General features: G+C 29.7%; 23 protein-coding genes. All 23 read left to right on the top strand.

What is annotated here, in order from left to right:
* Positions 1–84 precede the first annotated feature (84 nt).
* The 23 genes from JJC01_14195 to pgsA all read left to right on the top strand — a co-directional run bounded on the left by JJC01_14195 (position 85) and on the right by pgsA (position 23,692).
* Positions 85–546, top strand: a complete 462-nt coding sequence (locus JJC01_14195; protein UDN57316.1) for a ribosome maturation factor RimP — start codon at positions 85–87, stop codon at positions 544–546.
* Between the two features lie 29 nt (positions 547–575).
* Complete coding sequence (nusA, locus tag JJC01_14190; protein UDN57315.1) at positions 576–1,730, top strand: transcription termination/antitermination protein NusA; 1,155 nt, start codon at positions 576–578, stop codon at positions 1,728–1,730.
* A gap of 6 nt (positions 1,731–1,736) precedes the next feature.
* Positions 1,737–2,018 (top strand): YlxR family protein, encoded by a 282-nt coding sequence (locus JJC01_14185; protein UDN57314.1) that lies wholly within the window; start codon positions 1,737–1,739, stop codon positions 2,016–2,018.
* Entirely contained in the window at positions 2,008–2,319 is a 312-nt protein-coding gene (locus tag JJC01_14180) for a ribosomal L7Ae/L30e/S12e/Gadd45 family protein (protein ID UDN57313.1), read from the top strand. Before JJC01_14185 ends, JJC01_14180 begins: the two co-directional genes overlap by 11 nt.
* Before the next feature lie 21 nt (positions 2,320–2,340).
* The gene (gene infB, locus JJC01_14175) at positions 2,341–4,281 is read left to right on the top strand and encodes a translation initiation factor IF-2 (GenBank protein ID UDN57312.1); all 1,941 of its coding nucleotides are present in this window, start codon (positions 2,341–2,343) and stop codon (positions 4,279–4,281) included.
* 42 nt (positions 4,282–4,323) lie between these two features.
* Positions 4,324–4,704 (top strand): 30S ribosome-binding factor RbfA, encoded by a 381-nt coding sequence (rbfA, locus tag JJC01_14170; protein UDN57311.1) that lies wholly within the window; start codon positions 4,324–4,326, stop codon positions 4,702–4,704.
* The gene (locus JJC01_14165; protein UDN57310.1) at positions 4,685–5,668 is read left to right on the top strand and encodes a bifunctional oligoribonuclease/PAP phosphatase NrnA; all 984 of its coding nucleotides are present in this window, start codon (positions 4,685–4,687) and stop codon (positions 5,666–5,668) included. The genes rbfA and JJC01_14165 overlap by 20 nt, the downstream gene beginning before the upstream one ends.
* Positions 5,669–5,680: 12 nt before the next feature.
* Entirely contained in the window at positions 5,681–6,586 is a 906-nt protein-coding gene (truB, locus tag JJC01_14160) for a tRNA pseudouridine(55) synthase TruB (GenBank protein UDN57309.1), read from the top strand.
* Positions 6,587–6,717: 131 nt separating this feature from the next.
* The gene (locus tag JJC01_14155; GenBank protein UDN57308.1) at positions 6,718–7,647 is read left to right on the top strand and encodes a bifunctional riboflavin kinase/FAD synthetase; all 930 of its coding nucleotides are present in this window, start codon (positions 6,718–6,720) and stop codon (positions 7,645–7,647) included.
* Positions 7,648–7,750: 103 nt separating this feature from the next.
* Positions 7,751–8,008 (top strand): 30S ribosomal protein S15, encoded by a 258-nt coding sequence (gene rpsO, locus JJC01_14150; protein ID UDN57307.1) that lies wholly within the window; start codon positions 7,751–7,753, stop codon positions 8,006–8,008.
* A gap of 238 nt (positions 8,009–8,246) precedes the next feature.
* On the top strand, positions 8,247–9,092 hold the full coding sequence (locus JJC01_14145; GenBank protein ID UDN57306.1) for a DegV family protein: 846 nt from the start codon (positions 8,247–8,249) through the stop codon (positions 9,090–9,092).
* A gap of 124 nt (positions 9,093–9,216) precedes the next feature.
* On the top strand, positions 9,217–11,328 hold the full coding sequence (gene pnp, locus JJC01_14140; GenBank protein ID UDN57305.1) for a polyribonucleotide nucleotidyltransferase: 2,112 nt from the start codon (positions 9,217–9,219) through the stop codon (positions 11,326–11,328).
* Between the two features lie 147 nt (positions 11,329–11,475).
* The gene (locus JJC01_14135; protein UDN57304.1) at positions 11,476–11,901 is read left to right on the top strand and encodes a MarR family transcriptional regulator; all 426 of its coding nucleotides are present in this window, start codon (positions 11,476–11,478) and stop codon (positions 11,899–11,901) included.
* A gap of 47 nt (positions 11,902–11,948) precedes the next feature.
* Complete coding sequence (locus JJC01_14130; GenBank protein ID UDN57303.1) at positions 11,949–13,349, top strand: multidrug efflux MFS transporter; 1,401 nt, start codon at positions 11,949–11,951, stop codon at positions 13,347–13,349.
* 384 nt (positions 13,350–13,733) lie between these two features.
* A complete protein-coding gene (locus JJC01_14125; GenBank protein UDN57302.1) occupies positions 13,734–14,477 on the top strand; it encodes a polysaccharide deacetylase family protein in 744 nt (247 codons plus the stop codon).
* Between the two features lie 156 nt (positions 14,478–14,633).
* Entirely contained in the window at positions 14,634–15,881 is a 1,248-nt protein-coding gene (locus JJC01_14120; GenBank protein ID UDN57301.1) for an insulinase family protein, read from the top strand.
* 34 nt (positions 15,882–15,915) lie between these two features.
* Positions 15,916–16,161 (top strand): YlmC/YmxH family sporulation protein, encoded by a 246-nt coding sequence (locus tag JJC01_14115; protein ID UDN57300.1) that lies wholly within the window; start codon positions 15,916–15,918, stop codon positions 16,159–16,161.
* A gap of 9 nt (positions 16,162–16,170) precedes the next feature.
* Positions 16,171–17,394, top strand: coding sequence for an aspartate kinase (gene dapG / locus JJC01_14110; protein ID UDN57299.1), 1,224 nt, complete (start codon positions 16,171–16,173; stop codon positions 17,392–17,394).
* Between the two features lie 111 nt (positions 17,395–17,505).
* Positions 17,506–18,240 carry an ATP-dependent Clp protease proteolytic subunit gene (locus JJC01_14105; protein UDN57298.1) on the top strand — a complete coding sequence of 245 codons (735 nt, stop codon included), beginning with the start codon at positions 17,506–17,508 and terminating at the stop codon, positions 18,238–18,240.
* Positions 18,241–18,362: 122 nt separating this feature from the next.
* Positions 18,363–20,774: a DNA translocase FtsK gene (locus JJC01_14100; GenBank protein ID UDN57297.1), complete on the top strand. Its 2,412-nt coding sequence runs from the start codon at positions 18,363–18,365 to the stop codon at positions 20,772–20,774.
* A 2-nt stretch (positions 20,775–20,776) separates the two neighbouring features.
* Positions 20,777–21,835, top strand: a complete 1,059-nt coding sequence (gene mnmH, locus JJC01_14095) for a tRNA 2-selenouridine(34) synthase MnmH (protein ID UDN57296.1) — start codon at positions 20,777–20,779, stop codon at positions 21,833–21,835.
* On the top strand, positions 21,829–23,163 hold the full coding sequence (gene rimO, locus JJC01_14090) for a 30S ribosomal protein S12 methylthiotransferase RimO (GenBank protein UDN57295.1): 1,335 nt from the start codon (positions 21,829–21,831) through the stop codon (positions 23,161–23,163). Before mnmH ends, rimO begins: the two co-directional genes overlap by 7 nt.
* Positions 23,150–23,692, top strand: coding sequence for a CDP-diacylglycerol--glycerol-3-phosphate 3-phosphatidyltransferase (pgsA, locus tag JJC01_14085; protein UDN57294.1), 543 nt, complete (start codon positions 23,150–23,152; stop codon positions 23,690–23,692). Before rimO ends, pgsA begins: the two co-directional genes overlap by 14 nt.
* Positions 23,693–23,930: the final 238 nt, after the last annotated feature.

Here is a 23,930-nt window from a genome sequence, read left to right as displayed (position 1 = left end):
GTTTAAATTTATTAAATACATTTAATTTAAAAATTATTTAATAAATTTAAAATAGTCATTTACAATTGAATAGGAGGTAATTTAATGAAAAAAGATTTAGAAGTAGCAATTGAAGAAATTGTAACTAAAATAACGGATGAACATGGATTTGAAATGGTTGATGTTGAATATGTAAAAGAAGCGGGAGAATACTACTTAAGAGTATACATAGATAAAGAAGAAGGAATATCTTTAAACGAATGTGAATTAGTTAGTAGAGAACTAAGCCCAATATTAGACGAAAAAGACCCTATAAAAGAGAATTATTTCTTAGAAGTATCTTCTCCAGGGCTTGATAAAGCACTAAAAAAAGACAGAGATTTTGCTAGATACCAAGGTAGAGATGTAGATTTAAAATTATATAAACCATTAAATGGATGTAAACAATTTGAAGGTGAACTTGTAGGATTAACAGAAGACAATAATATAAAAATCATTATAAATGGTGAAGAAATGGAATTTAATAGAAAAGATGTTGCTATTGTTAGATTAGCAATAAAGTTTTAGTGGTATATTAAATAGGGAGGAAATAAAAAATGAATCATGAATTTATGGAAGCACTAAATGAATTAGTAGTTGATAGAGGTATAGATAAAGAAATACTTATAGATACTATAGAGCAAGCTCTTTTAACTGCATACAAAAAAAACTTTGGTTCAGCACAAAATGTTAGAGTTGAGTTTGATAGAGACAAAGGCGATATAAAGGTGTTTTCTCAAAGAGTAGTTGTCGATGAATCAGACTTGTATGATACTTTCTTAGAAATAGAGTTAGCAGATGCTAGAGAAATAAACCCTAATTATGAACTGGGTGATATTATAGAGCATGAAGTTACACCTAAAAACTTTGGGAGAATTGCAGCTCAGACAGCAAAACAAGTAGTTGTTCAAAGAATAAGAGAAGCTGAGAGAGAAATAGTGTATAATGAATTTATAGAAAAAGAAAATGAAATAGTTACAGGAGAGGTTGCTAGAGCAAATAAAAATATTGTTTATGTAAATCTTGGAAGAATAGAAGGGATAATGACTCAAAGTGAACAAATCCCATTTGAAAATTATAAAGCAGGTCAAAAAATAAAATTCTATATACTTGAAGTTAAAAAGACTAACAAAGGACCTCAAATAGTTGTATCAAGAAGTCATCCAGGTCTAGTAAAGAGATTATTTGAAGAAGAAGTTCCTGAAATATATGAGGGTATAGTTCAAATAAAATCAGTAGCAAGAGAAGCTGGGTCAAGAACTAAAATGGCAGTAAGATCTATAGATGAAAAAATAGACCCAATTGGAGCTTGTGTAGGTCCAAAAGGACTTAGAGTAAAAAATATAGTGGATGAACTTGGTGATGAAAAAATAGATATAATAAAATATAGTGAAAATCCAGCAGAGTTTATATCAGCAGCACTTAGCCCATCAAAAGTTGTTAAAGTAGATATAAATGAAGATGAAAAATCTGCCTTAGTTATTGTTCCAGATTATCAGCTATCACTTGCTATAGGTAAAGAAGGCCAAAATGCAAGACTTGCAGCAAAATTGACAAACTGGAAGATAGATATTAAGAGCGAATCTCAAGCAGAACAAGAAATGATAAATCTTGAAAATTCCAAAGAAATAGAAGATGAGGGTATTAAAGCTGAATTTATCAATCAAGATGAGTTAGATATCTCAGATGATAATTTCAAAGAAGAAGAGTAAGGAGGGATGGCTTTGAAAAAAGTAAAAAAAGTGCCTCAAAGAAAATGCATAGCGTGTCAAGATAGAGACTCTAAAAAAGAGCTTATAAGAATAGTTAAAAATAAAGAAGGAAAAATATTTTTAGACCCAACAGGAAGAGCTAATGGAAGAGGAGCATATGTGTGCAAAAGCTCTGAATGTCTAAAAAAAGCTATAAAAAGCAAAGCATTAAATAAAGCTTTTAAAATTGATGTTCCTGATGAAGTCTATGATAATCTACTTATGGAGTTAGAAGAATATGAAAAATAATAAAGAAAAGATACACTCGTTCTTAGGACTCGCAACTCGTGCAGGGAAAATAGTGTCTGGTGATGATTCAACTTTGCTTGACTTAAAAAAAGGAAAAGTAAAATTAATTTTAATTGCAGAAGATGCATCAAATAACACAAAAAAACTTTTTAAAGATAAATCAACTTTTAGAAATATTCCATATCTATTTTTTTCAACAAAAGATGAAATAGGATTTGCAATAGGAAAATCTCCAAGAGCAGTCGTAGGAATAAAAGATGAAAATTTTGCTAAAAAGATAATTGAACTAATAGAAATTTAAAATAAAATAGGGGGTGATCTTGTGTCAAAAACAAGAGTATACCAAATAGCAGAAAAATTAAATATATCAAATGAAGAGCTTATAAATAAGTTAGCTGAATTAGATATTAATGTAACTGACAAAGATTCAGTATTAGAAGGTGAAGCGTTAGAATTAGCACTTGAAGTGTTAAGTGAAGATTCATCTCAAGAAAATGGAAATATTATAGAAATAGATGGACAGTTGACAGTACAAGTATTGGCAACTAAATTAGATAAATCTCCATCAGAAATAATTATGAAGCTTATGAAAATGGGAACTATGGCAACAATAAATCAAGAGATAAATTTTGAGATTGCTGCTTTAGCTGCCAAAGACTATGGATTTGAATTAACAGTAGCAGAAAGTGATGATACAGAAGCTTTAGAAATAGAAGCTTTAATGGAAATTGAAGAAGATAATGAAGAGGATTTAAAACCTAGACCACCAGTTGTTACAGTTATGGGACATGTTGACCATGGTAAAACATCTTTACTAGATGCAATAAGAAAAACTGATGTAATTTCAGGTGAAGCTGGAGGAATAACTCAGCATATAGGTGCTTCAGAAGTTAAAATTAATGGACAAAAAATAGTCTTTTTAGATACACCAGGGCATGAGGCTTTCACATCAATGAGAGCAAGAGGAGCACAAGTTACAGATATAGCAATATTAGTTGTTGCAGCAGATGATGGTATAATGCCTCAAACAGTAGAAGCAATAAACCATGTTAAAGCAGCAGGAGTACCTTTAATAGTTGCTATAAATAAAATAGATAAACCAGGTGCAAACCCAGATAAAGTTAAACAAGAATTAGCAGACCAGGGATTATTAGTTGAAGACTGGGGTGGAGAAGTAATAGCAGTTCCAGTATCAGCTAAGAAAAAAGAAGGAATAGATACACTTTTAGAAATGGTATTGTTGGTTGCTGAAATAGAAGAATTAAGAGCCAATCCAAATAAAAGAGCAGTAGGAACTGTTATAGAAGCTGAGCTTGATAAGGGAAGAGGTCCAGTTGCAACAGTACTTGTTCAGGGTGGTACTCTAACAGTAGGTGATCCAATTGTTGCAGGTGTTGCATGTGGTAAAGTTAGAGCAATGATAAATGCAAAAGGAAAAAGAGTAAAAACAGCAGGTCCATCTACAGCAGTGGAAATATTAGGGCTATCAGAAGTTCCACAAGGTGGAGACCAATTTGTTGAGGTTCCAACAGATAAAATTGCTAGAAGTGTAGCAGCAAGAAGACAACAATTATTTAGAGATGAGATGTTAAAATCAACTCAAAGATTATCACTAGATGCTTTATTTAGTCAAATGAGTGAAGGTGCTATAAAAGACCTTAACATAGTTATAAAAGCAGATGTACAAGGTTCAGTACAAGCAGTTAAACAATCTTTAGAAAAATTATCAAATGAAGAAGTACAGGTTAAAGTAATACATGGAGGTGTTGGAGCTGTAACAGAATCAGATATATTACTTGCAGCAGCCTCTAATGCAATAATAATAGGATTCAATGTAAGACCAGTTCCAGGTGCAGAATCTCTAGGAGAGAAGGAAAATGTTGATATAAGAACATATACTATAATATACAAAGCTATAGAAGATATACAAGCTGCTATGACTGGTATGTTAGACCCTGAATATGTTGATGAAGAAACAGGAAAAGCTGAAATAAGAGAAATATATAAAATATCTGGTATTGGAACAGTAGCTGGATGTTATGTAACTAATGGTAAAATATTTAGAAACTGTAAAATAAGATTAGTTAGAGATAGTATAATAATACATGAAGGTGAACTGGCAGCACTTAAGAGATTTAAAGATGATGTAAAAGAAGTTAATTCTGGATACGAATGTGGTATGAGTTTTGTAAATTATAATGACATAAAAGAAGGCGACATAGTAGAAGCTTATATAACTAAAGAAGTAGAAAGAAAATTATAAATTCGTATCAAAGAAAATCAGTTAGTAAAGAAGGTCGATGGTATGGCATCATATAATAGAACAAGAAGAATTGCAGAAGAAATAAGAAAAGTAGTAAGCACTATGCTTATAAATGGAGTAAAAGACCCTAGAATAACATCTTTGGTAAGTGTAACTGATGTAGAAGTTACAAATGACCTAAGATATGCTTATGTATATGTAAGTATTCTAGGTGGAGATGAAGAATCCACATTAGCAGGACTTAAGAGTGCTGGAGGGTATATAAGAAGAGAAGTAGGAAAAAATATAAAGCTTAGATATATTCCTGAGATAATATTTAAACTTGATGATTCAATAGAAAAAGGAATGTATATGGATAGCCTTATAAAGAGAGTAAATGAAAAAAATACTCAAAAAAATGAGGATGAAAATTATGATGAATAATATTGATAGTATTATAAATTATATATATGAAGGTGACTATTTTATAGTTACCTCTCATATTAGTCCAGATGGAGATAATATTGGTTCCACACTTTCAATGTATTATACACTAAAAAATTTAGGGAAAAATGTATATTATGTACTTGATGATGAAGCTCCATTGAATTTAAAGTTTTTAGTTGAAGGTATAGAAATTTATAAGTCTCATGAATTTGATATAAATAAGTATTCTCTAATTGCACTTGACTGTGGAGATAAGATGAGAATATGTGTAAGTGATGAAATCAAAAATAATGCATCAAAAGTAATCTGTATTGACCATCATGCGAGTAATGATTCATATGGAGACTTAAACTATGTAGATATTGATGCATCTTCTACTTGTGAACTAGTGTATAATTTATTGGTTAGATTTCAAGAAATAAAAGACATTAAGATTATAAATAAAGACATAGCAACATGTTTATACACAGGTCTTGTAACTGATACCGGAAATTTTTCCTATTCAAATGTGCATGCAAGTAGTTTTGAAATGGCAAAGGATTTACTTATTTTGGGTGCAGAAAAAAATACTATAATACAAAATATATATCAAAGTAATTCTTCTGATTATTACAAATTATTAGGTGAAGCTTTGAAATCTTTGGAGATATTTGATTCAAAGGTATCTAGTATAATTTTAACTCAGGATATGATGAATAGGAATAACATGAGTTTCAATGATGTTGATGGTATAACAACATATACTAGAGATATAAAGGATATTGAAGTTGGAATTTTATTTAAAGAAAAAAAACAAGATGAAATTAAAGTGAGTTTTAGGTCAAAAAATTATGTTGATGTAAGTGAAATAGCTAAGGTATTTGGTGGCGGTGGTCACATAAGAGCTGCTGGATGCACTATCAAAGATAGTATTGATAATGCTAAAAAAATGGTATTAGAGGCAGTGTTAAAATCAATTTAAGGTGACAATAAAATGAATAAGATTATAAATATATTGAAGCCTACAGGTATGACGTCTCATGATGTTGTAAGTAGGGTAAGAAAGATTTTAAATATGAAAAAAGTTGGGCATACAGGTACTCTTGACCCAGATGCATCAGGTGTTTTACCAATATGTATAGGAAAAGCTACAAAAGTATGTGAACTTATTTTAAACAAAGATAAATCGTATATATGTGAACTTACTTTAGGTATAAGTACAGATACCTATGATTCATCTGGCGAAATTATAAAAAAAGTTGATGATTTTAAGTTAAGTAATGAAGATATAGAAAGAGCTTTTGATATGCAAAAAGGTGAAATAGATCAACTTCCTCCAATTTACTCAGCTTTAAAAGTAAATGGAAAGAGAATGTGTGATTTAGTAAGAAGTGGTAGAGGCTCTGAGATTACTTTAAAAACTAGAAGAATAAACATAAAAGATATAAAAATCCTTAGTATAAAAGGTAATAAAGTAATGTTTTATGTTGAATGTTCTAAAGGGACTTATGTGAGAAGCATTTGCCATGATATAGGAGAATATCTAGGGTGTGGAGGACATATGTCGTTTTTAAATAGAACATCTTCTGGCAAATTTAACTTGGAAAATTCGATAACGCTGGAAGAATTAGAATTATTTTATGCAAATGAAACTCTGGATAAACATTTATATGATATAGATTATGTATTGGATTCGTTTAATTATATTGTATTAAACCCTAATGCTATAAAATATTATAGTAATGGTGGTTCAATAGATGATAAGAGATTTTTAAAGAACAATCTCAGTAAAGATGATGAATTTGTAAGAGTATACAGTAAAGATAACTTCTTAGGATTAGGAAAATTATCAAAACATAATAATACAATAAGTGTTAAAAGTGATAAGATGTTTGTATAATCAATGTATTTGAAAAAACACCAAAAGAGATAGTACTATAATAACTTCTATAGTCTATCTCTTTTACTTATGCTATAATAGTTTGTGAATAAGTTAAGAGTAAATTATAATTTTAGCGGGGAAAATTTATTATGGTGATTATAAAATCTATAGCAGAAATAGCAAACATAAAAGAAAGTGTCATTACCATAGGGAATTTTGATGGCATACACAAAGGACATCAAGTTCTTATAAAAAAAGCAGTTGAATATGCAAAAAAAGAAAATATACAGAGTATTGTATTTACATTTGCAAATCATCCTGTAAACTACTTTAGACCAAACTCAACAAAAAATATTATAAGCAATGAGGACAAAATAAGATTATTGGAAGAATTGGGAATAGATATAGTTGTAATCATACCATTTGATGAGTATATGACCAAAATACCTGCAAAGGATTTTGTAGAGGAGATACTAGTAAAAAAATTAAAAGCTAAAAAAATAGTAATTGGACATGACTTTACGTTTGCCAGAGCGAAGGAAGGTAATGTCAATCTATTAAAAAGCTTAGAAGATGAATTTGGTTTTGAGGTGGAAGTAATAAAACCAATCAAAATAAATGATGTAAGAGTGAGTAGTACTTATATTAGAAGTTTAGTATCCCAAGGTGATATGACTAATGTCAAAGAGTATTTAGGTCGTAATTACAAGTTGGAAGGCTGTGTTATACATTCTAAACACCTTGGAAGAACTATTGGATTCCCAACAGCAAATATTGACCTTAAGAATAATATGCTCATTCCAAAGAGAGGTATCTATGCTTCTATTGTACATATTGGAGATGAGGTTTATTTTGGTGCTACAAATGTAGGTTACAACCCAACAGTTAATGGAAAATCTTTGTCTATTGAAACAAATATTTTAGAATTTGACAGAGATATTTATGGTGAAAATATAATTGTTGAATTTTTGGAAAGAATAAGGGATGAGAGAAAATTTAATTCAATAGATGACTTAAAAAATCAATTGTCTAATGACATAAACTATGTATATGAAAACTATGTTTGCAAAAACAGGTAATGTATGATAAAATGATTAAGGAAAATAACCATTACTCAGCTTTTGAATACTCCAATCAATGCTTAGTAATAGGCGTTTCTAAAAAAATACGGAGGTAATCTAAATGATAAACAAAACAGAAATAATCAAAGAATATGGAAGAGTTGAAGGAGATACTGGTTCTCCAGAAGTACAAATAGCTTTATTAACAGCTAGAATAAATGATCTAAATGGACATTTAAAAACTCATAAGAAAGACCACCATTCAAGAAGAGGACTATTAAAAATGGTTGGTAGAAGAAGAAACTTATTAGCTTACTTAAAAGAAAAAGATCTTGAAGGATATAGAGCATTAATAGCTAAATTAGGATTAAGAAAGTAATTTCATTCTTTATAAAAAAGCAGGTATAGTGTATACCTGCTTTTTTATAGTTAATTTATTATAGAGTAAAATAGTTAATAATAAAAGTAATTTATACATTATAAAAAATTATAAAATGAATAATATTGGGTAAGAATATAAGGTAATATATAAATACATAAGCAATTAAAAAGGAAAGACAAGATAAATATAGAAACTTTATACTATAATATTTAGTTAGAATAAGGAGGAAATTATTTTGAAAATAAAGTTAGTATGTGATAGTTTGTGCGATATTCCAGATGAAATATCAAAGAAAGATTATATAGAAATAGTTCCACTTACAGTTATTTTTAATGATAGAGAATACATAGAAGGAGTGGATATAGATAAAGAAGAGTTTTACAAGAAAGTAAAAGAAATAAAACAAATACCTAAGACTTCACAAGCTACATATATGGAGTTTAAAGAAGTATTTGATAAGTTTATAGAAGAGGGATATCATATAATCTGTTTAACAGGTGCATCAAATGCCTCAGGAACTTTTCAAAGTGCTGTAATAGCTAAGAATGATATGAATGAAAAAGAAAAAATACATATATTTGATACTCGAAACTTATCACTTGGTAGTGGGCAATATGTTATAAAAGCCTGTGAACTTGTTGAAGAAGGTTTGGGGTTTGAAGAAATAATAAATGAGTTAGAAAACATTCGTAGCAGTATAAGATTACTTTTTGCTCCATATACCCTTGATTTCTTAAAACAAAGTGGAAGGGTTCCAGTAGCAACTGCTTTAATAGGAAATATGTTGAATATAAAACCTATATTTTTCTTTGATAATGGGGAAGCTAAGTTGGTAAACAAGGTCAGAGGAGTAAAAAATATAGCAAGTAAACTAGTAGATATAATTTTAGAAATGAATGAAGGGTCTTTAGAAGGGAAAATAGTAACAATAGGCTGTGGAGATAATCTACATGATTGTGAAATATTAAAAGAAGAAGTAAATAAAAGAATAAAAGCAAGAAGAGTCTTGTTTACTAGAGGTGGAGTTTCTATTTGCTCTCATACAGGGCCAGATATATTAGCTATAAGTTGTTCTAATTAGCAGGAATATAAGCTTCTTGCATATATAGGCAAAGATAATTTTTATATTGTTAATTTATAGTATTTTTGATAATATAGTAAATAGAGTGATATACGTGTTTTTAATAAGAGGAGGACAAGCATTAATGTTTGAACATAAAATATTTAAAATGGATTTCGCAGGGAGAGAACTTTCTGTAGAAATAGGAAAAATTTGTGAAATGACTAACGGTAGCTGTATAGTTAGATATAGCGACAGTATGGTAATGGTAAATACAACTAAATCAGCTAAGCCTAGAGACGGAATAGACTTTTTCCCTTTAAGTGTAGATTATGAAGAAAAATTATACTCTGTAGGTAAAATACCTGGAGGTTTTTTAAAGAGAGAAGGTAAGCCTTCAGAAAAAGCGATACTTACATCAAGATTGATAGATAGACCAATAAGACCATTATTTCCAAAAGGATTTAGAAATGATGTTCAGGTAGTTGCAACAGTTTTATCAGTAGATCAAGATTGCACACCAGATATAGTAGCAATGATAGGTTCATCTATAGCACTTTCTATATCAGATATACCATTTAATGGTCCAACAGGTTCAGTATGTGTTGGTCTTGTAGATGGTGCATTTGTTGTAAATCCAAATGCAGAGCAAAGAGAGAAAAGTTCAATGCATCTAGTTGTTTCAGGTACAAAAGAAGCAATAATGATGGTTGAAGCTGGAGCAGATGAAGTTCCAGATGATATAATGCTTGATGCTATTTTATTCGCTCATCAAGAAATAAAAAAAGTGGTTGAATTTATAGATGGTATAGTTGCAGAAGTTGGAAAAGAAAAAATTGTTGTTGAATTATACCATGCAGGAGAAGAAATAACTCAATTGGTTCGTGAATTTGCAACTGCTAAGATGAAGGACGCAGTTCAAACTTTTGAAAAACTAGAAAGAATGGAAAAGATGGATAGAGTTAAAGAAGAAACTCTAGCTCATTTTGAAGAAACTATTGAAAATTTTGAAGAACTTATTGGTGATATAGAGGAAGTATTACAAGATATAATAAAAGAAGAAGTAAGAAAACTTATAGTGCATGAAAATGTAAGACCAGATAATAGAAAATTAGAAGAAATCAGACCTATATGGTGTGAAACTGGTATGATACCTAGAGCTCATGGTTCAGCTATATTTACTAGAGGACAAACTCAAGTACTTAATGTAGCTACTTTAGGTGCTTTAGGAGATGTTCAAAAGTTAGATGGATTAGATGAAGAAGAAAACAAGAGATATATGCATCACTACAATTTCCCATCATATAGTGTTGGAGAAGCTAGACCATCAAGAGGTCCAGGTAGAAGAGAAATAGGGCATGGTGCTTTAGCTGAGAGAGCTTTACTACCAGTGATACCATCTCAAGAAGACTTCCCTTATGCTATTAGATTAGTTTCTGAAGTATTGAGTTCAAATGGTTCTACATCTCAAGCGAGTGTATGTGGCTCAACATTATCTCTGCTTGATGCAGGTGTACCTATAAGAGACATGGTTGCAGGTATAGCAATGGGACTTATAAAGCATGATGGTAAAGTAGCAGTGCTTTCAGATATACAAGGTATGGAAGACCACTTAGGAGACATGGACTTTAAAGTGGCTGGAACAGAGCATGGTATAACTGCGATACAAATGGATATAAAAATAGATGGTATAGATAAAGAAGTTCTACAACGTGCTTTAAAACAAGCTAAGGAAGGTAGAATCCATATACTAGGAGAAATGAGAAAAACTATATCTCAACCAAAACCAGAGCTTTCACCATATGCACCTAAGATTGTTAAAATGCAAATAAATCCTGACAAAATAAAAGATGTAATAGGACCTGGTGGAAAAATAATAACTAAGATAATAGATGAAACTGGAGTTAAGATAGATATTGAACAAACTGGAGAAGTATTCATATCAGGTATTGAAATTGATATGATTAATAGAGCTCAAGAACTTATAAATAATATAGTTATTGAACCAGAAGTAGGAAAAACTTATAAAGGTAAAGTAAGTAGAATAATGAATTTTGGAGCATTTATTGAAATACTTCCAGGAAAAGAAGGATTACTTCATATATCTCATATAGCTCATGAAAGAGTTGCTAAGGTTGAAGATGTATTAAATATAGGAGATGAAGTTGAAGTTAAAGTTACAGAAATAGATGAAAAAGGAAGAGTTAACTTATCCAGAAAAGTTCTTTTACCAAAACCAGAGCATAAAAATAAATAATATATTAAATAATTAAAGGCAAAATCCTAGGGTTTTGCTTTTTTTATTGCTAATATGATAATGACTATTAAATATCGTGTTAATATTGATTTTATTTACAACATATGGTAAATTACTAATAGTATTAGCAATTAAGGAGGTGATAATGTGGACTATATGAAATTAGCACTTGAACTTGGAAAGGTTAAGACGTTGATGGTAAAAATACCGCATAAAGATAAAATTGCAGATATACAAAGTGGTGAAAAATTTGTATTGGGTTATTTATCTAAAAATAATAAAAAAGTAAATCCAAAAGAAATAAGTAGTACTATGAATGTTAGTACTGCTAGAATGTCTGCTATTCTTAATCAATTAGAATCAAAGGAAATGATTGAACGCTGTGTTGACCCACAAAATGGTAGACAGACACTAGTTCAATTAATGCCTAAGGGAATACAACAGCAGAAAATAAATGAAAAAGAATTTTTAGAGTATACAGTTGAATTTTTAAAAGCACTAGGTCCAGAAGATGCTATTGCTTACATACGTATTCAAAAAAAGATTATAAAGTTTTTTGAAGATAAAAAATAGAGATATTTCTTAAGTGTTGCTAATAAAAACAGAAAGAAGGTAAAGACATGAATTTAAATAAGCAATCTAGAAATATGATTTTTGCTGTACTATTGATTGGATCTATAGTTGGCTCATTACTTCAGACATCTCTTACTACTGCATTGCCAGTTATGATGGGGGATTTAAATATATCAGCCACAACAGCTCAATGGCTTACTAGTGCATATACGCTTGCTATGGGAATTATGGTTCCTGCCACTGCATTTTTGATTAGGAGATTTCCAACAAAACCACTTTTCATTAGTGCTATGAGTCTTTTTGCTGTAGGATTGTTGCTTTCTGCTAGTGCATCTTCATTTACACCCCTTTTGTTTGGGCGTATATTGCAAGCAATGGGGAATGGAGTGTTGCTATCCATGACACAAGTAATAATTTTAACAATTTATCCTGCAGAGCAAATGGGCTCTATAATGGGTATATATGGTTTGGCTGCTGGTGCTGCTCCAATATTTGCTCCAACTCTAGCAGGAATTGTCATTGATATTTTTAATTGGCAAGCTATTTTTTGGTTTTCTTTAGTTATAAGTATTATTGATATTATTATAGCATCTAGAGTGTTACAAAATGTAATAGAGACAAAAAAACAATCATTTGATACGTTTTCTATGATTTTATGTGCAGTAGGATTTAGTGGTCTTTTACTTGGGCTTGGGAATATTGGGACAACTGAGTTTTTTAGTATAAATATTGCTTTACCATTATTTGTAGGGATAGTATCAATTATAGTATTTTCTTTACGTCAGATTCACTCAAAAGAGCCATTTCTAGAACTTCGTATTCTTAAAAATAAAAGTTATAGACTTGCTGTAATTATAAGTATGCTTTTATATGTTGTAATGATGGCAGGTTCCACTTTAATTCCAATATATATCCAGACAGTAAGAGGATTTTCAGCAACTAAGTGTGGTCTCATTATGATGCCAGGTTCTCTTGTAATGGCACTTATAAGTCCTTTTGCAGGTAGATTTTATGATAGGTTTGGAATACGAAAGCTAGTTGTATGTGGAAGTATATTCTTGGCAATAAGTTGTCTTGGTGTATCTTTTGTAGGAGAAGATACTTCAGTATTGTATATCTCTGCTTTTTATATTATACGTCTGATAGCTATTGGATTAATTATGATGCCTATTGTTACCTGGGGAATGAGTGTGCTTGGTGAAAAAAATATTGCTCACGGAACAGCATTACTTACTTCATTGCGTACAATAGCTGGTGCTATTGGCTCAGCAGTTTTTGTTGCAGTAATGACAACTGCTACAGTAACATCACGAGGTATGACAAATGCTACAGCAAATGTATTTGGAATGGATGTTGCATTTATTTGTATTTCAATTGTTGCAGTAGTTCAGCTTTTAGTGGCTTTCTTTTTTATAGAAAGAAAAAGTTTAAAGAAATCAACAAACTAAAGCTGATTTGTAGATTTTAAAAGCACAATTACATAAACATGTTCTAGTTATTATAATAAATTTTCAAGTATGAAATTAAACTTTTGAATATGAAATTAAAAGCCTATGTTACTTTTGCTAACAGAGGCTTTTTATATAAAATGTATTATGTCCTCTTATATTAAAGGTAATGGAAGGAAGTACTATAGGAAATTCTAAAATAATAGGAAAAATAAATAGCTAATTTAAAATTTTTTTAATAATAGAGGTTTAGTTAAGAGATTTTTAAGATAATTTTTTATTGATATACAGAGAAAGGTTTATGTTATATTTAGTGCATAAATAGAGCTTTCCTTTAATAGTATTAAATAAGAAACAATTTGTACATAATTAGGGGGAGTTTTAATGATAATGATGGTACTTAATAAGAGTAAGCTCAAAAAAATTATAATACTAATTTTAGTGATATTATTAGGATTGTCAGGAGGGGTAATGGTATTAAAATTGTTTAACAATAAGCCCGTTTTCAACTTATTTAATGGAGTAGATTTACCATATGAGAGAGGCACAAAAGATAAAAGTGGCTACGTTGCATTAACATGCAACGTAGACCTTGGATGGGAAACAGAGTACATAGAATCTATTTTAGAAACTCTCAAAAAAGAGAATGTAAAAATTACTTTTAATGTAACTGGGAAGTGGGCAGAAAAAAACAAAGATGAATTATTGAAGATAAAGAAACAAGGACATGAAATAGGAAATCATGGATACAAACACTTAGATTATTCGACACTATCATATGAAGATAACTACAAACAAATAGAAACCTCTAAAAAGATAATTGAAGAAATTATAAATGAAAAGACTAAGTTTTTTCAAGCTCCAGCAGGTTCTTTTGGAGCAGAAACCGTGAAGGCAGCTAAAGAATTAGGATATACTTCAATTAAATGGGATGCTGATACTATAGACTGGAAATATAAAGATCAACCAGAAGTAATTATAGATAGAATGAAGAAAAAAGATATTAAAGATAGTAGTATAATCTTAATGCATCCAACTGATGCAACGACAAAATGTATTGATGATATTATAGCAATTGTAAGAGAAAAAGGATTAAAACCAGGTAAACTTAGTGATGTATTTAAGTAGACAAAGTATAAAAATTTGATTAAGATTGTATAAGTTGTAGTTGAATTAATTAAAAGACTGACTTATAATGTAATACATATAAAAATAAATAGAATTAGAACATAGTGTTTTCAATAATCCAATGTAAAATAAAGAATAAATTTTTAGGAGAATGTAATGTATAAGACAAAAATACTGGAAAATGGGCTTACAATAATTGGTGAAGAAATACCATATCTAAAGTCAATAACATTAGGTATTTGGATAAATGCAGGGTCTAGAATAGAAGAAGAAGAGGTAAGTGGAACTTCTCATTTTATAGAACATATGATGTTTAAAGGAACCAAAAATAGAACCTCAAAAGAGATTGCTAGCACAATTGACAATTTAGGTGGGCAAATCAATGCATTTACAAGTAAAGAATGTACATGTTATTATGTAAAATTAATAGATGAGCATATAGATACAGGAATAGATGTATTAAGTGATATGATACTAAATTCTAGATTTGATAAAAATGATATAGATAAGGAAAGACTTATAATACTGGAGGAACTTAAGATGTATGAAGATTCTCCAGACGATTTATCTTATGATTTATTAGTCGAAAATATATATGCTAATGATGGTTTAGGGATGAATATAATTGGGACAAAAGATTCTCTATACAATATAACTAAGGAATCTATGTTAGAGTACTTAAACAAATATTATATTCCAAATAATGCAGTCATTTCTATAGTTGGAAACTTTGACTTTGATGATATGGTAGATAAACTTAAATCTAAATTTGGAAACTGGAAAAAGAGAAATTTAAATATAGACGTAACTGAGGCTACGTTTAATCCTTGTTTTATATCAAAAAATAAAGATACTGAACAGGTAAATTTGGCTATGTGTTTAAAAGGTATTCCATTTGAAAATGATGATGAAGTTTATTCAATGGCAGTGGTAAACAATATTTTTGGTGGAAGTATAAGCTCAAGACTTTTTCAGAAGATAAGGGAGGAAAAAGGGTTAGTATATTCAATATATTCATCACAAACACTATACAGAAAATGTGGTGAATTGGGTATATTTGCAAGTATGAGTACAGAAAATTTACAAGATGTTTATAATTTAATAAAAGAAGAAATTGAAAATATAAGAAAAAATTATCTTACAGAAAAAGAAATATTTGAAAGTAAGGAGCAACTAAAAGGTAATTATATATTGGATTTAGAAAGTACTAGCAGTAGAATGATGTCTACTGGTAAATCTATGTTATTGAGTAAAAAAGTAAAAACTACAGATGAAATACTTGAATGTATAAATAATGTTGATATTAATTCAGTAAAAAAAGTTGTTGATAAGGTATTCAATATAGAAAATATTGGTACATGTATAGTGGGAAGAGATGTAGAAGATATTCTGCACTTGGATTAATATCTTAAAAAGTAAATCTCTGGAGGTATAAAATATGAATTTATCTGAAATAGCAGGTAAGGAAATAGTTAACTTAGTCACAGGAGAAAGATTAGGAGTTATTGGAGAGTGTGACCTTATACTAGATGAAACTACAGGCGGGATATTGGCGCTTTTAATTCCAAAAGAAAAAGGCTTTTTTGCCAGAAGAAAAGATAAGTCATTTTTAGAAGTTCCATGGAGAAATGTAAAAAAAATAGGCAATGATATGATAATTATAGAATATGAGGGATATATTTAGGAGGAAAAAATGAGTATTTTAGTGCAAAAGTTTGGTGGGACATCAGTAGAATCATATGAAAAAATGAATGAAGTATGTAAAATAGTAAAAGCATACAGAGATAATGATGAAGAGTTACAATTAGTATTAGTAGTTTCAGCAATGGGTAGAAAGGGAGCTCCATATGCCACAGATACACTTATAAATCTATGTAATTCAGTAAATGACGAACCAAATAAAAGAGAACTTGATTTAATAATGTCTTGTGGTGAAATAATATCAGGGACAGTTCTTGCTAATTTATTAAATGCAAAAGGTATAGAATCTGTTTTCTTTACTGGTCAACAAGCAGGTATAATTACAAGTGATGAGTATTCTAATGCAAAAATAAAATATATAAACCCTAAAAAGGTAAAAAGAGCATTAGATGATGGTAAAGTTGTTGTTATAGCTGGATTTCAAGGTGTAACAGATGATGGTGAAGTAACGACTCTTGGAAGAGGTGGAAGTGATACATCAGCAGTTGCTATTGGTAAATCTTTAGAATGTGAGACAGTTGAAATTTACACTGATGTAGATGGTATAATGACTGCAGACCCTAGAGTAGAACCAAATGCTAAAGTATTGAGTTTTATAGATTATGAAGAAGTATTTCAAATGGCAGATAAAGGAGCTAAGGTAATACATCCAAGAGCAGTACAGTTGGCTAAAAGTGGAAATATAACTCTAGCAATAAAAAATACAATGAATCCAACTTTTGAAGGTACAAAAATAGGTTCTTTATGTAAGCATTTAGAACAAAATATAGAATATGAACAAGAAAAAGACCTTAAAGTTGCTGTTGCAAATAAAGATAGTGTTGCTCAAGTTAAGATTAAATCAGCAGAAGAAGTGTTTACAGAAGTATTAAATGAAATAGAAAAGAAACTTATAAATATAGATATGATAAATTTCTTTATATCAGAAAAAGCCTTTGTTATTGAAGATGCTGATATAAAAGAATTAAAAGAAATACTAGATAAATTTGAATTAGATTATGAAGTAAATAGAGATTGTGCTAAAGTAACATTGATATGTTCAAGAATAGCTGATGAAATGTCTGGTATCATGTCAAAAGTAGTTAGAGGGTTATCAAAAGCAGGAGTATCTCTTTTACAAACATCAGATTCAAATATGACTATATCTTGTTTAGTTAGTGAAGAAGATATGCATACAGCAGTACATGCAATACACCAACAATTTTATGTAAAATAAGAATCGTAATACAATTACTTTTATTCAAAATTTAATAATTTTGCTTATATCTTAATATATTTGATTTATTTGGTAAAACTAAGTTAAATATATTTTGATAGGAGTTTTTTTATGAAAGATTATAAAGATGATAATGAAACATTTGATAAAGATAATTGTAGAAGAGATTCTAGCTGTGAGGAAAGAGAATGTATAAAACAATTTGGCACTAGTGAGATGCCTCCTCAGCCTCCTAAAGATACCCAATGTATAACTATAATTGGAGAAATTGAAGGTCATTTTATAGGAAATCCTCAGAAAAAAGCTACGAAGTATGAACATATAATTCCAATGCTTTATTCAATTGAAGAAAGTAATGATGTTAAAGGAGTACTAGTTGTTTTAAATACTGTTGGAGGAGATATTGAGGCAGGTCTAGCTATTGCAGAACTTTTAAATAGTACATCCAAAAAAGTAGTTACTCTTGTATTAGGGGGAAGTCATAGTATAGGTGTTCCTCTTGCTACTGCTGGTGATTACTCATTTATAGCTCCAACTGCAACAATGATTATACATCCTGTAAGAACAACTGGACTTGTAATAGGTATAAATGAAACTTTCGAGTATTTTAAAAAGATGCAAGAGAGAATAATTCAATTTATCATAAGAACATCTAATATCGAAAGAGATATACTTGATAAACTTATGCATGAGAAAGATGAGCTTATAAGTGATGTGGGTAGTGTTCTAATAGGAAAAGAAGCTGTAGATTATGGGCTTATAGATGAAGTTGGTGGATTAAAAGATGCTATTAAAAAATTAAAAGAGCTTATAAAAGAGTCAGAAGAAGAAAAAAATAATGATTAAAATTTGTTTAAATAATAAAATTTATGATATAATGATGTAATAAAGTAGGAGTGTTAGTGTTAAGGCATTAGCACTTTTTGCTATGAAGGGGTAAAACTTGCTAAAAATAAGGAGTGATATTAATGGCCACGAAAAAGAAGAAAAAAAAGAAGGTAAATACCTTAAGCTTTAATGCAGAATATCATAATTTGATAACCATATTTATAGGTGTATTTTTATTATATAGTTTAAATTCTAATTCTATGGGATGGATACCTGTGATAATGCAAAATCTCTTTAAAGGATTATTTGGAGGACTTTCCATAGCAATACCATTTATAGTAATTATAACAGGACTTCTAGGATTTTTTGATGGAAATGAATATATATATAGACTGAGAAAGACTAAATTATACTACATAATTATTTTATTTATTTTTGTATTTTATGGATTGTTAAATGCAGGAACTCTTCCTGTAGATAGCCCACTAAAAGGTAATATGTTTGATGATGTTATGAAATTGGGTGTAAGTGGACAAGGTAGTGGTTTAATAGCAACAACCATTGCGTATTATATGAGTAAAATATTTGGTATAGCAGGTGGATGGCTAATAAGTATATTTGCTCTTATACTTTCTATAATGTTTATATTTAATATTTCTATAAAAGACTTGGTATCAAATGCAAAGTCAAAATCTAAAGCATCAAAAGACAGTAATTTAACTTTTAAAGATAAAATTTCAAATATGAAAAAATCTGCAATAGATATGATAACTGATGAAGTGGATGATACTACTGTAAACAAGAAGCCTGGATTTTTTAAAGGGCTAATGTCAAAAGGTCGTGACAATGAAGATGAAGAAGATGAATATTTAGAAGAAGAAAATGGTGATGGTGTAGACGATAAAACTATTAAAATAGTTGGTTTTAACAAGGCAGAAGATGAATATTTAGAAATATTAGAAGGAACTCAAAGTATGCCAGAACTAGATGTTTTAAAAGAGTTACAGAAAGCTACAAATGAAAATTCAGTTGTAGAGACTAAACCAGAAAAGAAAGTTGATATAAGCAAATCTAATTTAGCTGTAGAAAAAACTCAACCAATAAGCATTGTATCAGAGTCAAATAATGAAGACTATTCAAATTATAAAAAACCTGGTGTTGAACTTTTAAATAAAGTAAATAAAAAATCTGATGAAAATGGCAAAAAGAAGGTTTTAAAAAATGCCTCTCTTTTAGAAAAGACACTTTCAGATTTTGGAGTGGAAGCAAAGATTAATCAAGTTACAGTTGGTCCGACTATAACAAGATATGAGATACAACCAAGTCCAGGGGTTAAAGTAAGTAAAATTGTAAACTTAACTGATGATATAGCTTTGAGTTTAGCAGCTAAAAGTATAAGAATTGAAGCACCAATCCCTGGGAAAAGTGCAATTGGAATAGAGGTTCCAAATGAGGAAGCTCAAATGGTTGGAGTAAGAGAAGTTCTAGAAAGTGAAGAGTTTAATAATTTTGATTCACCTCTTGCAATGGGACTTGGAAAAGATGTAGCAGGTAAAATTATAATTGGAGATATAGGTAAGATGCCACATTTACTTATAGCTGGTTCTACAGGTTCAGGGAAGAGTGTCTGTGTAAACACTTTGATAAGTAGTATATTATATAAGGCAAACCCTGATGAAGTAAAATTACTTTTAATAGACCCAAAGGTAGTTGAACTTGCAAATTATAATGGAATACCACATCTTCTGATACCTGTAGTTACAGACCCTAAAAAAGCTGCTAATGCTTTAAACTGGGCAGTGACAGAAATGAATAGAAGATATAAATTATTTGCAGATGCTCAAGTAAAAGATGTAACAAGTTATAATGAAAAATCAGAGGAAAAATTACCTAAAATAGTAATAATAATAGATGAGTTAGCAGATTTAATGATGGCAAGCGCAAATGATGTAGAGGATTATATTTGTAGACTAGCTCAGATGGCCAGAGCTGCTGGAATGCACTTGATTGTAGCTACACAAAGACCATCTGTTGATGTCATAACGGGTGTTATAAAAGCTAATATACCATCTAGAATAGCATTTGCAGTGTCATCTCAAACTGATTCAAGAACAATACTTGATATGGGTGGAGCAGAGAAACTTTTAGGTAAAGGTGATATGCTATTTTACCCACTTGGAGCGGCAAAACCAGTTAGACTTCAAGGTGCATTTATATCAGAAAGTGAGTCAGAAAGAGTAATTGATTTTGTAAAAGACCAAGTTAAGGATGGAATAAAGTATGAGGAAGATATAATTGAAACTATATCTAAAGTTAACACATCAAAATCTAGTGATGAGGATGAATTTTTAAGTGAGGCAATAGAATTTGTTGTAGATAGTGGTCAAGCATCTGCTTCTATGTTGCAAAGAAGATTTAAAATAGGATTTAATAGAGCGGCTAGACTTATTGACTCTATGGAAGAAAGAGGTATAATTGGAGCTAGCGAGGGAAGCAAACCGAGAAAGGTACTAATAAGCAAACAAGATTTGCAGAATTTAGAAGGTGAATAGAATTGTCAGTTATAGAAATAGAAAAAGCACTTAAGCTAGAAAAAGTAGTTTTTGTAGATGTAAGAACAGAAGGGGAATATGAAGAAGACCATATATTAAATGCTTTTAATATGCCTCTTTTTAAAAACAATGAGCATAATGAAGTCGGAACTATTTATAAGATGCAGGGAAAACATGAAGCAATACAAAAAGGATTTGATTATGTATCATATAAGCTAAAGGATATATATTTACAGGCAGCAGAGCTTGCAGCAAATTATGATAATATCGTCATATATTGTGCAAGAGGCGGAATGAGAAGTGGAAGTATAGTAAATGTATTGTCATCATTAGGTGTAAATGTTTATCAACTTGAAGGTGGATATAAGGCTTACAGAAACTTTGTATTGGATTACTTAAGAAATATAATGAATACAAAGAATTTTATATCTGTGCATGGATTAACTGGTTCAGGAAAGACTGATTTATTGCATTTATTGAAGAAAAAAGAAATAGATGTATTAGATTTAGAAGGTATAGCTAAAAATAGTGGTTCAACCTTTGGTTTTATAACATTTGATGAGAAGCCACCATCTCAAAAGAACTTTGAAACTAATTTATTTGAAAGTATATTTTTCTCAAAGAAGGATTATATATTTGTTGAAAGTGAAAGTAAGCGAGTTGGAAGTGTCATAGTTCCTAATGAAATCTTCGATGCAATGATACGAGATGGGTATCATATACTACTGGAATGTGATATTGATAATAGAGTCAATAGGCTTTGTAGAGATTATATTTATGGTAAAGGTGAAGATAATATATTGGTTTTAAAAGAGTGTATAAATAAATTCAGAAAAAGATTGGGTCATAAAGAAGTAGATGGATATATTGATTTATTAGAATCAGGTAAATATGAAGAGCTTGTAAAAAAATATCTTATAGAATATTACGACCCACTTTATATGCATTCAGTGGAAAAATATAAGTACAATAAAATTGTAAATTTTGATGACACACAAAAAGCCCTAGAAGATGTTATAGGCTTATATGAGAGCATATTGGAAGGAGAGAAAAAATGTTAAAGATAGCATTAGAATCATTAGGATGCTCAAAAAATTTGGTGGATGCAGAAATAATGATGGGAATTTTAAATAAAAAGGGTTATAAATTAATAGGAGATTTTGAAGAAGCTGATGTAATTATAGTAAATACTTGTGGGTTTATAGAGTCAGCTAAGCAGGAATCAATTGATACGATAATAGAATTTGCAGAATTAAAACAGACTGGTAATCTAAAGCTATTGATAGTAACAGGATGTCTAGCTCAAAGATACTCTGAGGAATTAAAAACTGAAATTCCAGAAATAGATGCAATAGTTGGTACAGGAAGCTACCAAAATATAGATGACATACTTAAAGATTTGAGTGAGAAACATCAAATTGTAAGCCTTGATGATATAGAGTTTGTATTTAATGAGGACTTACCAAGATATCTATCTACACCTAGCTATATGGCATACTTAAAAATTGGAGAGGGATGTTCCAATAATTGTACTTATTGTATAATACCTAAGCTTAGAGGTAAATATAGAAGTAGAAAATTTGAAGATATAATTAAAGAAGCGAATAAATTGGCTGAATCTGGAGTAAAAGAACTCGTAGTTATAGCTCAAGATACTACAAAGTATGGTTTTGATTTATATGGTAAAGAAAGATTACCAGAACTTTTAGAAGAGCTTGCAAAGATAAATGGGTTTAAATGGATAAGAGTCATGTACTCATATCCAGAATCAATAACAGAAGAACTGATTAAAGTTATAAAAGAACATGATAATATATGTAGCTATTTTGATATGCCAATACAACATGCAAGTAACAGTATTTTAAAGTTAATGAATAGAAAAACTAGTAAAGAGGATATATTAAATAAAATTAAACTTATAAGAAAGAATATACCAGATGCTATACTTAGAACTACGATAATAGTAGGTTTTCCTGGTGAAACAGAAGAAGATTTTAAACAGCTTGTAGATTTTGTCAAAGAAGTTAAATTTGATAGGCTAGGTGCATTTGCATATTCAAGAGAAGAAGATACACCAGCAGATAAATTACCAAATCACATAGATGAAGAAGTAAAAATACAAAGAAGAGATACTTTAATGATGATTCAACAAAAAATATCTGAAGAACTTAATGATAAAAAAATAGGAAAAACATATGAAGTCCTTATAGAAGAGCAAATAGAAAATAATGTATATACAGGAAGAACACAGGGTGATGCAGAAGAAATTGATAGTATAGTATATGTAAAAAGTGTAGATAATCTTGAAGTAGGAGAATTCGTAAGTGTTCAAATAAATGATGCAATGGAATACGATTTAATGGGAGATGTTGTATATGAACTTGCCTAACAAATTAACTTTGTTTAGAATATTTTTAATTCCAGTATTTGTTTTAATAATGTTATTTAATGTACCGAACAAGTTTTTATTAGCTTGTATTATTTTTATAGTAGCTTCAATTACTGATGCACTAGATGGAAAGATAGCTAGAAAGTATAACTTAGTTACTGATTTTGGGAAGTTTATGGACCCATTAGCAGATAAGTTATTAGTAATCTCAGCACTTACATGTATGATAGAAGATGGTCTTGTAAGTAGTTGGATGGTAATTATAATAGTAGCTAGAGAACTTACAGTTAGCATATTGAGGGCTATAGCAGCTGCTGATGGAAAAGTAATAGCAGCTGGTGGCAGTGGAAAGCTTAAAACGATAACTCAAATGATATCAGTAGTAATTTTATTGTTAGGGGCTCAGTTTGAAAATGAATTAATACTAAATATAGGTGGAATTCTTATACTTATAGCAACACTGCTTACTTTATATTCTGGATGGGAATACCTATATAAAAATAAAGAACTTTTCATGTCTTCTAAATAGAATCTTATCATTTAATAATCATAAATTGATTGATTAATAAATAAAAAATAGCAACTTAAAATTTTAAAAATGTAAAAAAGGGTATACTATAATAGTATATCTCTTTTCTTTTTTAGGAATATTTTCTTTTGTGTATATAATTATTGATAATGGTTTATAAATAAAATGTAGCAAATAAAAATATAATCATTAGGAGCGTTTTTAAATTGACTAGGTTTGATTTATGTTATATAATTAA

The organism is Clostridioides sp. ES-S-0010-02, from assembly GCA_020641055.1.
Taxonomy (GTDB): Bacteria; Bacillota; Clostridia; order Peptostreptococcales; family Peptostreptococcaceae; genus Clostridioides.
Note: the sequence above shows the minus strand (reverse complement) of the source record. Positions and strands in the feature narration are given on the sequence as shown.

Bases quoted from the DNA above. Each gene is read 5' to 3' on its own strand.
- JJC01_14195 (UDN57316.1), top strand. From the start codon at position 85: ATGAAAAAAGATTTAGAAGTAGCAATTGAAGAAATTGTAACTAAAATA.
- nusA (UDN57315.1), top strand. From the start codon at position 576: ATGAATCATGAATTTATGGAAGCACTAAATGAATTAGTAGTTGATAGA.
- JJC01_14185 (UDN57314.1), top strand. From the start codon at position 1,737: ATGGCTTTGAAAAAAGTAAAAAAAGTGCCTCAAAGAAAATGCATAGCG.
- JJC01_14180 (UDN57313.1), top strand. From the start codon at position 2,008: ATGAAAAATAATAAAGAAAAGATACACTCGTTCTTAGGACTCGCAACT.
- rbfA (UDN57311.1), top strand. From the start codon at position 4,324: ATGGCATCATATAATAGAACAAGAAGAATTGCAGAAGAAATAAGAAAA.
- JJC01_14165 (UDN57310.1), top strand. From the start codon at position 4,685: ATGAAAATTATGATGAATAATATTGATAGTATTATAAATTATATATAT.
- truB (UDN57309.1), top strand. From the start codon at position 5,681: ATGAATAAGATTATAAATATATTGAAGCCTACAGGTATGACGTCTCAT.
- JJC01_14155 (UDN57308.1), top strand. From the start codon at position 6,718: ATGGTGATTATAAAATCTATAGCAGAAATAGCAAACATAAAAGAAAGT.
- rpsO (UDN57307.1), top strand. From the start codon at position 7,751: ATGATAAACAAAACAGAAATAATCAAAGAATATGGAAGAGTTGAAGGA.
- pnp (UDN57305.1), top strand. From the start codon at position 9,217: ATGTTTGAACATAAAATATTTAAAATGGATTTCGCAGGGAGAGAACTT.
- JJC01_14130 (UDN57303.1), top strand. From the start codon at position 11,949: ATGAATTTAAATAAGCAATCTAGAAATATGATTTTTGCTGTACTATTG.
- JJC01_14125 (UDN57302.1), top strand. From the start codon at position 13,734: ATGATAATGATGGTACTTAATAAGAGTAAGCTCAAAAAAATTATAATA.
- JJC01_14120 (UDN57301.1), top strand. From the start codon at position 14,634: ATGTATAAGACAAAAATACTGGAAAATGGGCTTACAATAATTGGTGAA.
- JJC01_14115 (UDN57300.1), top strand. From the start codon at position 15,916: ATGAATTTATCTGAAATAGCAGGTAAGGAAATAGTTAACTTAGTCACA.
- dapG (UDN57299.1), top strand. From the start codon at position 16,171: ATGAGTATTTTAGTGCAAAAGTTTGGTGGGACATCAGTAGAATCATAT.
- JJC01_14105 (UDN57298.1), top strand. From the start codon at position 17,506: ATGAAAGATTATAAAGATGATAATGAAACATTTGATAAAGATAATTGT.
- JJC01_14100 (UDN57297.1), top strand. From the start codon at position 18,363: ATGGCCACGAAAAAGAAGAAAAAAAAGAAGGTAAATACCTTAAGCTTT.
- rimO (UDN57295.1), top strand. From the start codon at position 21,829: ATGTTAAAGATAGCATTAGAATCATTAGGATGCTCAAAAAATTTGGTG.
- pgsA (UDN57294.1), top strand. From the start codon at position 23,150: ATGAACTTGCCTAACAAATTAACTTTGTTTAGAATATTTTTAATTCCA.